Source organism: Lapidilactobacillus gannanensis, assembly GCF_003946675.1.
GTDB classification, from domain to species: domain Bacteria; phylum Bacillota; class Bacilli; order Lactobacillales; family Lactobacillaceae; genus Lapidilactobacillus; species Lapidilactobacillus gannanensis.
Window position 1 is genome coordinate 1 of sequence record NZ_RHOT01000025.1, and the last position, 12619, is coordinate 12619.

Below are 12619 nucleotides of genomic sequence, written 5' to 3' on the forward strand. Positions count from 1 at the left end.
GTGTGGTAACTATAAGAATAGGTCTTCATGGCCTTTTTGGTCTAGTCATTTAGGTGTTGCACTTCAATTTTAAATCCGGCGCCGATTATTTTATAAAAAAATAGTTAACTAACTTTAAACTGGTGAATAGTTTTTTTAGACTAACTAGCGTAAGATAGTAGGCAGTAAGCGGCCTGATACAGTTAGAGGTCAGGAAATTAGTATGGGAGTAATTTTGATGAAAAACCGCGATTTTAAGCGACGTTTGGGTTATTTAATTTTTGCAATTGCTTTAGATGCTGCCGCCAATGCCCTGATGATCCAGAGTAATTTGGGGAGTGCTGTCTGGACAGCATCAGCAGTCAATTTAGCACAATTACTAAAAATTTCTAATGGGACGACTTTATTTGGTTATGCGATTTTAGTGACGATTGCGAATCAATTGCTATTACGACATTTCGATGGTCATATTTTTATTTCTAATTTAATTTTCGCTTTACCGTTCAGTTATTTAGTGGATTTTTTTGTTTATTTATTGCAACCGCTGCATATTTCGCAGTTGAATTTTCCGCTTCGTTTAATCTGTGATATTACTGGACTAATCGGGATTGCGATTGGTATTTCGATTTATCAACGCTGTAATTTGGTACAGCATCCTAATGATGAACTGGCTTACTTGTTAAGATTTAAGTATTTGCATAGTTCCGCAGGATGGGGTCAGTTGATCAGTTATTTGCCACCATTTTTGGTGATGTTGATTTGTTATTTGACGACTGGTCATTTAGTTGCGGTCGGTATTGGGACGCTCTTGGCTATCTTTAGTCAAGGCTGGATTATTGGTTGGGCGGACCAGCTAGTCGTCCCCTCACTGAAACATCATTTTCGCGAGTAGTGGTGCCAATAACTGGAAATAACTGGCAAAAGATAAATAAATACCCTAGTTTTCTAGGAAATATGATAGACTAAAGAGTAAATCTATTTGGGAGGATCAGTGATGAATTCGGTTAATTTACAGGCATTATTTTCAATCTTAAGCGCATTAGCTTTTATTTATTTAAGTTACCAAGTACTGTCCGTTATTCGCTTCGATGTTTTTTTGCATGATCATCAAGAAGCTAAAGCACGGATTCTCAAATTACTTTTGGCAATTTGCATTGGTTACACAGTCAGTTCTTTCTTAATTTCAATTATTATGAATTTACAAAACGTTATTTTTGGTTATTAGTGAGGGATTAATATGGAAGAAATTATCATTCAAGGTGGTCAACAATTACACGGTACAGTCCAAATCGATGGCGCTAAGAATGCGATTTTGCCAATTATGGCGGCGGCCTTACTTGCTGAAACTGGCACGACAGAAATTGATGCGGTACCAATTTTAGCTGATGTATTTACGATGAAGTCTGTCTTATCTGCACTAAACGCTGAAGTAACTTTTGACCAGCAACGTCAGCAATTACAAATTGATGCGAGTCAACATTTAGCGGTGGAAGCACCATTCGAATTAGTATCAAAAATGCGTGCCTCGATCGTTGTCCTAGGTCCCTTACTAGCTCGCTTGGGGCATGCAAAAGTAGCCATGCCAGGTGGTTGTGCAATTGGTTCACGGCCAATTGATTTACATTTAAAAGGTTTACGACAACTAGGCGCAAAAATCACTCAAAATAGTGGTTATATTGAAGCGGAAGCAACAAAATTGATTGGCGCCGATATTTATTTGGATTTTCCAAGTGTCGGGGCAACTGAAAATATTATGTTAGCTGCAGTTTTGGCTGAGGGAACGACCTTTATCGAAAATGCAGCTCGAGAACCGGAAATTGTTGATTTGGCCATTATGTTGGATAAAATGGGTGCAAATGTTTCTGGCGCCGGGACTGAAACGATTAAAATTGTTGGGGTTCAACATTTACACGGTGTTAATCATCAAGTGGTCCAGGATCGCATTGAGGCAGGCACCTTTATGATTGCTGCAGCGATTACTCATGGGGAAGTATTAATTAAGGACGCAATTGCAGCACATAATCGGCCACTGATTTCTAAGCTAGTGGAAATGGGCGTGACCATTGTGGAAAATGATGCTGGTGTTTTGGTTAAAGGACCTGCTGAACTGCAGGCTGCTAATATAAAAACCATGCCCCATCCAGGATTTCCAACAGATTTACAGCCACAAATGACAATTGCCCAATTATTAGCAACTGGTGTTAGCGTGATGAATGAGACCGTTTTTGAAAATCGGTTTATGCACATGAATGAGTTACGACGAATGAATGCTGATTTTGAAATTGAGGGTAATACTCTCTTCCTACATGGTCCTGCCCAATTAAAAGGAGCCCAGGTAGATGCGACGGATTTACGGGCTGCAGCAGCTTTAGTGTTAGCCGGTTTAGTTGCCGATGGTGAAACTCGGGTGACTCATTTACAATATTTGGATCGCGGCTATTATTTATTACATCAGAAATTAAGTCAATTAGGTGCTAATATTCGCCGTAGCGAGGTCTTCGAAGATGGGGCCGAGCGTCCAGTTTTGACTGCCTATTAAATAATGATGAGATGTGGTTACTGGTGTAGCAGCTGCATCTCATTTTAGGGTGGTCCAGTGTGGCATTAAGTTAGTTCAATGATAAAAAATGCAAATATGAGAATTCAAAGCACCAATAATTTTGGCTAGTTTAATTATTCCTTCAATCTGGGTTGCCGGTTTGAATAAATAATTGAGTTAGCCTACGTCAAAAAATATCGCTTTTCACGACTACTTATTATTAAGCTAATCTAAAGGCGCATTGGCGGTTCTATTGAAGTGTGCTATAATTTTTCAGTGAATAGCGAGAGGAGTAACAGGCATGGCAAAAGATATCGGGATCGATTTAGGAACTGCTAATGTGTTAATTAATGTACGAGGGAAAGGTATCGTTCTTAATGAACCATCAGTGGTCGCAATCGATACGACTAACGGCAAAGTAGTGGCCGTTGGTGAAGACGCCTATCGAATGGTTGGTCGGACTCCCGGCAACATTCGGGCAATTCGTCCTTTGAAGGACGGGGTAATCGCTGATTTTGATATTACTGAAGCGATGTTAACCCATTTCATTAATAAATTGAATGCAAAATCATTTATGTCAAAATTAAACATTTTAATATGTTGCCCAACAAATATTACTTCAGTTGAACAAAAGGCAATTGTCCAAGCAGCTCAAGCAGCTGGTGGTCATAAGGTTTACCTTGAGTTAGAGCCTAAAGTAGCGGCTGTTGGTGCTGGCATGGATATTTTCAAACCTCAAGGTAATATGGTCATTGATATTGGTGGTGGTACTAGTGATATCGCTGTCTTATCAATGGGTGAGGTTGTTACTAGTCGGTCATTACGCTTGGCCGGCGACAAGATGGACGCTTCAATCGTCAATTATGTGAAGCAGAAGCATAATCTTTTGATTGGTGAGCGAACGGCAGAAACAATTAAAAAGGAAATTGGGACGGCTTATGAGCCTGATCAAGATAAAGAAATCGAAGTTCGTGGTCGTGATTTAGTTGATGGCTTACCAAAAGAAATCACGATTAATGCCAGTGAGGTTGAACAAGCCTTACATGAAAGTTTGATGAATATCGTGGCAGCAGCCAAGGAAGTCTTGGAACAGACCCCACCGGAACTATCAGCTGACATTATCGATCGTGGCATTATGCTTACAGGTGGTGGTGCTTTGTTACAAGGCATCGACCGCTTATTCTCTGACCAATTAAAAGTTCCCGTTGTCTTGGCTGAGAATCCTTTAGATTCTGTAGCCTTAGGAACTGGGATGTTGCTAGAAAATATTGCGCATCATCAACAGTATTAAAGCGGAGTGATGGTATTTGAAATTTAAAGTTGATCAGGGTCATGTTTATTCAGTGTTAAAATTTCTAGCATGGGTCTTACTGGCAATCGTTGTTGCCTTTGTCATTGGGGCACTGATTGGTTATGGTATGTCAGGTAAAGGAAGTCCCTTTTCGGTATTTTCACCGCATACTTGGCAGCATATTCTTGATTTTTTGCGTTAGTGACGAGGTGATTTAGATGCGACGGATTTTAATTGGGTTGATTCATGGTTATCAGCGTTATATCTCGCCTTTGTCGCGTCCGCACTGTCGTTATTATCCGACTTGTTCCAGCTATATGTTAGGCGCCATTGAACAACATGGCGCTTTTTTGGGAATGATAATGGGAATTGCGCGGATTCTACGGTGTAATCCCTTTGTCCGCGGAGGTTTTGATCCGGTCCCGGATTGGTTTACTTTGCGGCGTCATCCTCATCCAGAGTTGTTTGAAGATGAGATCATTGCAGCAAAGTTTCACCCTGATAGAATTAGTAAAAAGGAGTAGTTATGGCAAAACAAATACGACCAGTTGAAGTTAAACTTGTTGATCAAGACGAAACTCACTGGCAATTAGAAACTGATCAAGGACGCTTAATCGGCCGAATTGTTAAAGATGGTAAACGTTACTTAAGCTATTTTGGGCTTGATAATCAAGCTAGTCGGCATCGCGATCTTGATGAAGCGACCCAAGATTTATTGTTGCAGTATAATCTTCATCAACATTAAATCAATTTTGAAACAATAAAGGTGGTTAGTTATGCCAGTTGAGCAACATTCAGAGGAAAAAGGGTCCAATCGGATTGATTATGGGATTTTATTTTCAGTCTTAATGCTGGCATTGTTCAGCATTGTGGCTGTCTATGTCGCTACTAGTCATGACAGTAGTGCCACCTCAAGTCCTATCCGGGCAGTCATTATGCAAGTTGTGTGGTACACGATTGGTGCAGTTGCGGTTGTGGTCATTATGCAATTTGATGTGGAACAATTATGGAAGATTGCGCCGTACGCCTATGGTGCAGGAATCTTTCTATTAATGGCAGTGCTAGTTCTATATGATAAGCAACAATTTATTAATACTGGGGCTAAAAGTTGGTTTAGTTTTCATTCATTTACGTTTCAGCCATCTGAGGTAATGAAGCCGGCGTTTATTATTATGTTGGGGCGCGTAGTTACCCAGCATAATGTAAAATATCCGGTGCATAGTGTTAAAACTGATTTTGTTCTTTTAGGTCGGATGTTACTTTGGACAGTACCAGTGGCCGTCTTGTTAAAATTACAAAATGACTTTGGGACCATGTTGGTTTTCTTGGCGATTTTTGCTGGGATGGTTCTGGTTTCCGGTGTTTCTTGGAAAATTATTGTTCCGGCTTTTCTGGCAGTTGTCTTAGTTGGTGGTGGCGCAATTTACATGGTCACCCAAGATTGGGGACAACAAATCCTCGGACATTTTGGGTTTAAGACTTATCAGTTCCAGCGTGTGTTGAACTGGCTGAATCCTTCTCAAGATACCAGTAACAGTGGGATGCAACTGTGGCAAAGTATGAAGGCAATTGGTTCCGGTCAAATGACAGGTCGTGGCTTCAATCAAATTAAAGTGTATGTGCCAGTGCGGGAGTCAGATATGATTTTCTCGGTTATTGGCGAGAACTTTGGTTTTTTAGGTAGTTGTGCCTTAGTGTTACTCTATTTCTTGCTAATTTATCAAATGATCAAAGTGACTTTTGATACAAAAAATGAGTTTTATGCTTATGTCTCGACTGGGGTTATCATGATGATCTTATTCCATGTTTTTGAAAATATTGGGATGAGTATTGGTTTGTTACCATTGACTGGGATTCCGTTACCGTTTATTTCCCAAGGTGGTTCGGCTTTACTTGGAAATATGATTGGAATCGGTCTGGTGATGTCGATGCGTTATCATTACAAGAGTTATATGTTTACCAATCGTGAGGATCAGGACTTTCAGAATTCACAAATCTAAATCATGATTAACAATTAAGAAAACTGTGACGATTTTTTAAATCGTCCAGTTTTTTTTGTACTTTTAATAAGTAAAAAATATAACACCACTAGTGAATGTGTTATAATTCAACTAGAAAAACACGAAAATAATTGTTAAATGTCCAAAAAATGGAGGTATTCTTATGGCAACAGAAAATTATTTCTGGCAAAGTGAGTTGGCTGACGGTTCAATCCAGTTAGGTTTAAATGAAGCTGGTCGCGAATTACTCGGTGAAATTCGTTATGTTGATTTACCGCAAGTTAATCAAACAGTTAAAGCTGGTGAAATGTTGATTGAAGTTGAAGCAGAAAAAATGGTTCAAGATTTACCAACACCAATCACCGGTGAGGTTGTCACAGTACATCAAGCGTTAAAAGACCAACCTGAATTACTGAGCAGCCCTGATAGTCAAAAAAATTGGGTGGTAACCTTAAAGAAATAGGGAGACGACAATGACAACTTTAGTAATTAACGATTTGCATGTCCGAATTGACGATGAAAGTGGTCATAAGGAAATTTTAAAGGGCGTTAATCTAACCATGAAAACTGGTGAGATTCATGCCATTATGGGTCCAAATGGTACTGGTAAGTCTACTCTTTCTGAAACCATTATGGGTAATCCAAGATATCAGGTGACTTCTGGCGATATTTTGCTTGATGGTCAAAGCCTATTAGACCAACCAGTTGATGCACGGGCACGCGCAGGTTTGTTTCTGGCCATGCAATATCCAGCCGAAATTATGGGTGTGACGAATGCCGAGTTTATGCGCGCAGCTATTAACGCTCGCCGGCCAGATGATGATCCTATTTCTGTCCGAGACTTTATTAAAGAATTAGATCAGAATTTAGCGTTATTAGATATGAATGAAGCAATGGCAGAACGCTATCTTAATCAAGGATTTTCTGGTGGTGAGAAAAAGCGTAACGAAATTTTGCAATTATTGATGATCAAACCAGCTTTTGCAATTCTTGATGAAATTGATTCCGGGTTGGATATTGATGCGATGAAAGTTGTTGCCAAAGGTGTGAATTCCATGCGTGGTGATAATTTTGGCTCTTTGATCATTACCCATTACCAACGGTTGCTAGATTACATTGAACCTGACGTGGTTCATGTTATGATGGGCGGTCGGATTGTCAAATCAGGTGATGCTCAGTTAGCTAAGAAGCTAGAGGCTGAAGGTTATACGGGATTACGTGATGAGTTAGGCTTGGATATTAAATTAACTGACGAGAACTAGGAGGTCAATATGAGTAAAACAAAAACATTTTGCGAACTAAGTGACCTCCAGCATTATAGTCAACAATTGCAAGAGCCCGCTGTAGCTTGGCAAATGCGGCAGCAAGCTTGGCAAGCAACGATGACTGCACCAAACCCCAGCTTTGCTAAAATTAATTATCGTCCTTGGGCAAACTTGCAAGGCCAATTAACGGTGGCTAGTCAAGCAGTCCCATTGCCAGCCAGCACGGCACAAATCGCACAAGTTGCTGGTCAGCCAGTACAAGTCCGGCTTTCAACTGAGGCCCAGACAGCTGGCGTTGAGGTCTTAGATCTTGTTGCGGCGTGGCAACAATGGCCTGATTTGATGCAGCAATATTTTGGTCAGGTTATGCCCTGGACCAGCCAACAACTTGCGGCAACTCATTACGCAACGGTAAATAGTGGCGTTGTTATTCGTGTACCAGCAAATACCAAACTTCAAGCGCCACTAACTTGGGACTTTTATCAAAATGGTACTGGTCGCCAATTAAATAGTCAGCATGTTTTATTAATTGCTGGCGCTGATAGTGAATTCTCAATTCTAGAAAATCGGCGAACTTTAGGCAGCGACCAACCAAGCGCCAGCATTGTAGAAGAATTAGTGTTATTAGCCGGCGCTAAAGTGCGCTTTGCTGCGATTGATCAGTTGTCCTTACCGACCTACTTGGCCCGTTATGCCCGGCTGGCAACGAATGCGAGGTTAGACTGGGCATTAGGGATTATGAACGATGGCGATGTGCTGGCTGATTTTAATACTGATTTAAATGGTCAGGGCAGTCAAAGTGAAGTCAAAGCTGTTGCAATTTCTACTGGTCGCCAAAATCAAGGAATCACGACGCGAATTACTAATTACGGGCAGCACACTAAGGCTAATATTCTTCAACATGGGGTTATCTTAAGCGATGCAACGCTGATTTTTAACGGGATTGGTCATATTGTTAAAGGTGCTCGTGGTAGTGATTCTCAGCAGGAAAATCGGGTTTTAATGTTATCCAGAACAGCTCGTGGTGATGCTAATCCGATTTTATTAATTGATGAAAATGATGTTCGTGCTGGCCATGCAGCGTCTGTTGGTCGCGTTAATCAAGAACAAATGTATTATTTAATGAGTCGGGGCTTGTCAAAAGATTTAGCAGAGCGTTTAGTTATTCGTGGTTTCTTAGGGTCAGTCCTGAGTGAGATTCCGGCAGCTGAAGCGCGGCAGATTTTGACAGACACGATTGAAAGGAAGCTTATCGATGGTCAAAGACATCGCGACCGCGCGCAATGATTTTCCACTATTAGCAACGACAATGAATCAAGCACCAATCACATACTTGGATAATGCAGCTACGACGCAAAAGCCACAGCCCGTTATCGATCGATTGATTAAGTACTATCAAACCGAAAATGTTAATGTTCAGCGCGGTGTCTATGCCTTAGCACAAGCAACTACAACTAAGTACGAACAGGTTCGGCAACAGGTAGCCGATTTTCTCAATGCCCAACCGACCGAAATTGTTTTTACGCGCGGGACAACGACTAGTTTAAATTGGGTCGCGCAAAGTTTTGCTCCGACAGTGATCCAACCAGATGATGAAATTCTCATTACGATTATGGAGCACCATAGTAATTTAGTACCTTGGCAGATTGTTGCCCAGAAACTAGGTGCTCGGTTGCGTTATGTCGAATTAGATGATGCGGGTCACCTGGACTTGAAGCAGCTACAGGCGAGTCTGACGTCACGGACTAAAATCGTCGCCTTGACTCATGTGTCCAATGTTTTAGGAACCATCAATCCAATCAAACAAATCACAACTTGGGCTCATCGGGTTGGCGCCTATGTTGTTGTTGATGGTGCTCAGGCAGTTGGTCATTTGCCAGTAGATGTTCAAGACTTGGACTGTGATTTTTATGCTTTTTCTGGTCATAAAGTTTATGGCCCGACAGGTATTGGGGTACTCTATGGTAAAGCAGCGTTATTAGCACAAATGCCACCGGTTGAGTATGGTGGCGAAATGATAAATTTGGTAACTAGACAGACGACTGATTTTAAGCCGGCACCGGCAAAGTTTGAGGCTGGGACTATGCCAATTGCCCAGGTGATTGGCTTGGGCGCAGCGTTGGACTATCTGACAAGTCTTGGCTGGTCACAAATTATGACGCAAGAACAGCATCTGTTGCAGCTGGCAGGGTCACAGTTACAGGCAATTCCTGGAGTTACCTTATATGGGCCAGCCTTAACTACGGCTCATTCAGCGGTTTTGTCGTTTAATTTGGCTGGTGTTCATCCCCATGACTTGGCAACAGTGCTGGATAGTCAGGGCGTGGCGATTCGCGCAGGTCATCACTGTGCGCAACCGCTAATGACAGCTTTGCAAGTTAGCGCAACCGCGCGGGCCAGTTTTGCGTTTTACAACAATGATCAAGATGTTGAACGGCTAATTACCGCCGTTAAAATGGCGAAGGAGTTCTTTCAAGCATGAATATTTCGCAATTAAATGATTTGTATCGTCAATTAATTATCGACCACGCCCAACATCCGCATCATCATGGTGAGCTAGCTCAGGCTGATCAACAGATTAATCTGAATAATCCGACGTGTGGTGATGTCATTGATTTGCAAGTTATTTTTGAAAATGAATACATTAAGGAAATTGCCTTTAGTGGTGATGGCTGTTCTATTTCGCAAGCATCAGCTAGTATGATGTGTGACTTGGTCAAGGGTCAGTCAACGGCGCAAGCTAAGCAAGAAATTGCGGTTTTTTTGGAGATGTTGATGAATAATCCGGACGAGCCCAGCGAGACGTTAGGTGATGCTGCAGTTTTGGCAGCAGTTGTTAAATTTCCAGCTCGGATCAAATGTGCTACCTTAGCCTGGAAAGCGCTGGAACAAGCAATTACACAGGAGGAAGATCATGGCGGAAACTAAGAATACTAAGAACAATGAAGACATGCTCGCCAGTGTGCCAGCCTTTGTTGACTACGATTATGGCTTCAGTGATGATGTTCAGCCTATCTATAGTACTGGTCGTGGCTTAACCGAAGCGACAGTTCGCGAGATTTCTGCAGCCAAGCAGGAACCAGATTGGATGTTGCAAATTCGCTTACGTGCTTATAAAACCTATTTAAAAATGCCCATGCCTGATTTTGGTCCTGATTTGTCAGGCCTAGATTTAGATAATATGCTGTATTATCAGAAGGCGACTGATCGTCAGTATCGAGATTGGGATGAAGTGCCTGATAAAATTAAGGATACTTTTGAACGCTTAGGTGTCCCTGAAGCAGAACGGAAATACTTAGCTGGTTCTTCAGCTCAATATGAGTCTGAAGTGGTTTATCATAATATGCGCCAGGAATTTGAAAAATTAGGAATTGTCTTTATGGATATGGATTCGGCTTTGAAAGAGTATCCTGAGATGGTTAAAGACTATTTTGGTACTCTGGTTCATATGAATGATAATAAATTTGCTGCACTGAATACCGCTGTCTGGTCAGGCGGTACCTTTATTTATGTGCCTAAGGGGGTCAAAACCGAGATTCCGATTCAAGCGTATTTTCGAATCAACGCAGAGAATTCTGGCCAGTTTGAGCGGACTTTAATTGTCGTGGATGAGGATGCCAGCGTGAACTATGTTGAAGGCTGTACGGCCCCTAATTATTCCTCAGATAGCCTCCATGCGGCCGTGGTTGAAGTTTTTGTTAAGCCGCGGGGTTATTGTCGTTATACGACGATTCAAAATTGGTCGAAGAATGTTTATAGTTTGGAAACCAAGCGAGCCCAAGCACTGGATGATGCAACAATGGAATGGGTCGATGGTAATCTAGGCTCGAAAATCACGATGAAATACCCTAGTGTTTATTTGGATGGTCGTGGCGCTCGCGGCACCATGTTGTCAATTGCTGTGGCAGGTGAGGGCGTGATTCAGGATAATGGTGCGCGTATGATTCATGCAGCACCAAACACCTCGAGTTCGATTGTTTCTAAATCAATTTCTAAAGACGGTGGTGCCGTTAATTATCGCGGCACCGTGCGCTTTGGTCGTGAAAGTGATAATTCTTTTGCCCATGTTGAATGTGATACCATCTTGATGGATGAAGAATCTAGTTCGGATACAGTGCCTTATAATGAAATCCTTAACGGCAATGTTGCCATGGAACATGAGGCTAAGGTTTCTAAAATTTCTGAGGAGCAACTATATTACCTCATGAGTCGTGGTATTTCCGAGGCCAAAGCAACAGAAATGATTATTATGGGCTTCGTTGAACCATTTACCAAACAACTACCAATGGAATATGCGGTTGAATTGAATCGGCTGATTAGTTACGAGATGGAAGGGTCCGTCGGATAGTAGCAGTTTTAATGTTAGTTACTGTCTTAAAAGAGAATATGACAAAAAGCGGTCAGCCAGTGCGCATTAACCGTAAGATGCCGAACAATTCGTTAGAATTGCTCGGCATTTTTGCGTTAAGCGGAACCGGTTGCCGTTTGAGAACACGGTTCAGCAACGAAAGTTTGGATTATTTTTGGAGAATAGACTGATGTCCCAGAATCTTTTGCTCTGCAGTGTTTATCGACGTTTAGTCAAAGATACTTTTTTTTGAGCTAAGCGTATCAGCAGATAATTATTCAGCGATTTTTCTAAAAAAACGACGATAAACAGAGAATACAGCGCTAGGAAGTGAGTGTAAAATGTAAAAATATAATTGGAGGTTGAGGCAAATGATCTATCTAATAAGTTATTTGGTTTTGGGCGTACTATCGGTTATTTACGCTTATTTTAATCGAGGAAATGGCCAATCGTGGTACTACAACTTATTTTTAATACAATTAGTGGGCAATATTAGTTTCTTTGGATTTTTCAATTTTATTGGCCATGTCTTGCTGCGAAAGAAAGTGGCTCAGTCGATCGGTTGGGTAACCAATGGCTTTCAAATTGAGCTAGGAATTGTGTCACTCGGTATCGGCATCTGCGGCATTCTTAGTTACTGGTTCAGAGATGGTTTTTGGTTAGCCACTTTAATTCCAGTGGCAGTGTTTTTGATTGGTGCTGGGGTGCTACATATCAAAGAAATGATGCGCGATAAGAATTTTAATTCTGGTAACGTCACCATTATTATGCCCGATTTTTTGATCCCGCTGACATTGGGAATTCTATATATTTTAAGTTTGTCCAAATAAAAAAGGCAATCGGCAGTTGTTTCAATCAGTATTGCCAGCTTTGAAAAATGGTTTTGATTGCAATATTTTGGCCGCTGTGAAGTTGGTGGTTAGTCACTTAAAATTGCCAGTTAATATTTGAATGAAAAGTTTGAGGCTGTGACATAAGTCGCTTTAGCCAAAATAAAGCCGAACCTTGTTTGTTAAAACCTGTTCTCAAAAGGCAACCGCTTTTTGTCACACACTGTTTTTTTGACTTGATTTACACGTAATATCACAAGCAGATAACGAACAGATTTCATTCCGATAACAAGTCAAAAAAGACGCCAACAGGTCTATTCAGCACGCTAACTCTTGCGGTACACTGAACTTGTAATGTTACGCTATT

The 12619-nt window shown here is 41.3% G+C and carries 15 protein-coding genes; all 15 read left to right on the forward strand.

Annotation, left to right across the window (positions count from 1 at the left end):
• Positions 1-214 precede the first annotated feature (214 nt).
• The 15 genes from EKM81_RS07485 to EKM81_RS07555 all read left to right on the forward strand — a co-directional run bounded on the left by EKM81_RS07485 (position 215) and on the right by EKM81_RS07555 (position 12252).
• Positions 215-871: a YczE/YyaS/YitT family protein gene (locus EKM81_RS07485; RefSeq protein WP_125650469.1), complete on the forward strand. Its 657-nt coding sequence runs from the start codon at positions 215-217 to the stop codon at positions 869-871.
• Between the two features lie 102 nt (positions 872-973).
• Positions 974-1204: a DUF1146 family protein gene (locus EKM81_RS07490; protein WP_125650400.1), complete on the forward strand. Its 231-nt coding sequence runs from the start codon at positions 974-976 to the stop codon at positions 1202-1204.
• A gap of 12 nt (positions 1205-1216) precedes the next feature.
• Complete coding sequence (murA, locus tag EKM81_RS07495; RefSeq protein WP_125650402.1) at positions 1217-2518, forward strand: UDP-N-acetylglucosamine 1-carboxyvinyltransferase; 1302 nt, start codon at positions 1217-1219, stop codon at positions 2516-2518.
• Between the two features lie 301 nt (positions 2519-2819).
• Positions 2820-3809 carry a rod shape-determining protein gene (gene mreB, locus EKM81_RS07500; protein WP_125650404.1) on the forward strand — a complete coding sequence of 330 codons (990 nt, stop codon included), beginning with the start codon at positions 2820-2822 and terminating at the stop codon, positions 3807-3809.
• A gap of 16 nt (positions 3810-3825) precedes the next feature.
• The gene (locus EKM81_RS07505) at positions 3826-4011 is read left to right on the forward strand and encodes a DNA-directed RNA polymerase subunit beta (RefSeq protein ID WP_125650406.1); all 186 of its coding nucleotides are present in this window, start codon (positions 3826-3828) and stop codon (positions 4009-4011) included.
• A gap of 16 nt (positions 4012-4027) precedes the next feature.
• The gene (yidD, locus tag EKM81_RS07510) at positions 4028-4333 is read left to right on the forward strand and encodes a membrane protein insertion efficiency factor YidD (RefSeq protein WP_125650408.1); all 306 of its coding nucleotides are present in this window, start codon (positions 4028-4030) and stop codon (positions 4331-4333) included.
• A gap of 2 nt (positions 4334-4335) precedes the next feature.
• The gene (locus tag EKM81_RS07515; protein WP_125650410.1) at positions 4336-4554 is read left to right on the forward strand and encodes a DUF2969 family protein; all 219 of its coding nucleotides are present in this window, start codon (positions 4336-4338) and stop codon (positions 4552-4554) included.
• A gap of 31 nt (positions 4555-4585) precedes the next feature.
• Positions 4586-5809: an FtsW/RodA/SpoVE family cell cycle protein gene (locus tag EKM81_RS07520; protein WP_125650412.1), complete on the forward strand. Its 1224-nt coding sequence runs from the start codon at positions 4586-4588 to the stop codon at positions 5807-5809.
• Between the two features lie 163 nt (positions 5810-5972).
• The gene (locus EKM81_RS07525; RefSeq protein ID WP_125650414.1) at positions 5973-6272 is read left to right on the forward strand and encodes a glycine cleavage system protein H; all 300 of its coding nucleotides are present in this window, start codon (positions 5973-5975) and stop codon (positions 6270-6272) included.
• A gap of 10 nt (positions 6273-6282) precedes the next feature.
• Positions 6283-7071, forward strand: coding sequence for a Fe-S cluster assembly ATPase SufC (gene sufC / locus EKM81_RS07530; RefSeq protein ID WP_125650416.1), 789 nt, complete (start codon positions 6283-6285; stop codon positions 7069-7071).
• A 9-nt stretch (positions 7072-7080) separates the two neighbouring features.
• The gene (sufD, locus tag EKM81_RS07535) at positions 7081-8361 is read left to right on the forward strand and encodes a Fe-S cluster assembly protein SufD (RefSeq protein WP_125650418.1); all 1281 of its coding nucleotides are present in this window, start codon (positions 7081-7083) and stop codon (positions 8359-8361) included.
• Complete coding sequence (locus EKM81_RS07540) at positions 8330-9556, forward strand: aminotransferase class V-fold PLP-dependent enzyme (RefSeq protein ID WP_125650420.1); 1227 nt, start codon at positions 8330-8332, stop codon at positions 9554-9556. Before sufD ends, EKM81_RS07540 begins: the two co-directional genes overlap by 32 nt.
• The gene (gene sufU, locus EKM81_RS07545) at positions 9553-10002 is read left to right on the forward strand and encodes a Fe-S cluster assembly sulfur transfer protein SufU (protein ID WP_125650422.1); all 450 of its coding nucleotides are present in this window, start codon (positions 9553-9555) and stop codon (positions 10000-10002) included. The genes EKM81_RS07540 and sufU overlap by 4 nt, the downstream gene beginning before the upstream one ends.
• Positions 9989-11422: a Fe-S cluster assembly protein SufB gene (gene sufB, locus EKM81_RS07550; RefSeq protein WP_125650424.1), complete on the forward strand. Its 1434-nt coding sequence runs from the start codon at positions 9989-9991 to the stop codon at positions 11420-11422. The genes sufU and sufB overlap by 14 nt, the downstream gene beginning before the upstream one ends.
• A 371-nt stretch (positions 11423-11793) precedes the next feature.
• The gene (locus tag EKM81_RS07555; RefSeq protein WP_125650426.1) at positions 11794-12252 is read left to right on the forward strand and encodes a DUF6790 family protein; all 459 of its coding nucleotides are present in this window, start codon (positions 11794-11796) and stop codon (positions 12250-12252) included.
• Positions 12253-12619 lie beyond the last annotated feature (367 nt).

Bases quoted from the DNA above. Each gene is read 5' to 3' on its own strand.
- EKM81_RS07490 (WP_125650400.1), top strand. From the start codon at position 974: ATGAATTCGGTTAATTTACAGGCATTATTTTCAATCTTAAGCGCATTA.
- murA (WP_125650402.1), top strand. From the start codon at position 1,217: ATGGAAGAAATTATCATTCAAGGTGGTCAACAATTACACGGTACAGTC.
- mreB (WP_125650404.1), top strand. From the start codon at position 2,820: ATGGCAAAAGATATCGGGATCGATTTAGGAACTGCTAATGTGTTAATT.
- yidD (WP_125650408.1), top strand. From the start codon at position 4,028: ATGCGACGGATTTTAATTGGGTTGATTCATGGTTATCAGCGTTATATC.
- EKM81_RS07515 (WP_125650410.1), top strand. From the start codon at position 4,336: ATGGCAAAACAAATACGACCAGTTGAAGTTAAACTTGTTGATCAAGAC.
- EKM81_RS07520 (WP_125650412.1), top strand. From the start codon at position 4,586: ATGCCAGTTGAGCAACATTCAGAGGAAAAAGGGTCCAATCGGATTGAT.
- EKM81_RS07525 (WP_125650414.1), top strand. From the start codon at position 5,973: ATGGCAACAGAAAATTATTTCTGGCAAAGTGAGTTGGCTGACGGTTCA.
- sufC (WP_125650416.1), top strand. From the start codon at position 6,283: ATGACAACTTTAGTAATTAACGATTTGCATGTCCGAATTGACGATGAA.
- sufD (WP_125650418.1), top strand. From the start codon at position 7,081: ATGAGTAAAACAAAAACATTTTGCGAACTAAGTGACCTCCAGCATTAT.
- EKM81_RS07540 (WP_125650420.1), top strand. From the start codon at position 8,330: ATGGTCAAAGACATCGCGACCGCGCGCAATGATTTTCCACTATTAGCA.
- sufU (WP_125650422.1), top strand. From the start codon at position 9,553: ATGAATATTTCGCAATTAAATGATTTGTATCGTCAATTAATTATCGAC.
- sufB (WP_125650424.1), top strand. From the start codon at position 9,989: ATGGCGGAAACTAAGAATACTAAGAACAATGAAGACATGCTCGCCAGT.
- EKM81_RS07555 (WP_125650426.1), top strand. From the start codon at position 11,794: ATGATCTATCTAATAAGTTATTTGGTTTTGGGCGTACTATCGGTTATT.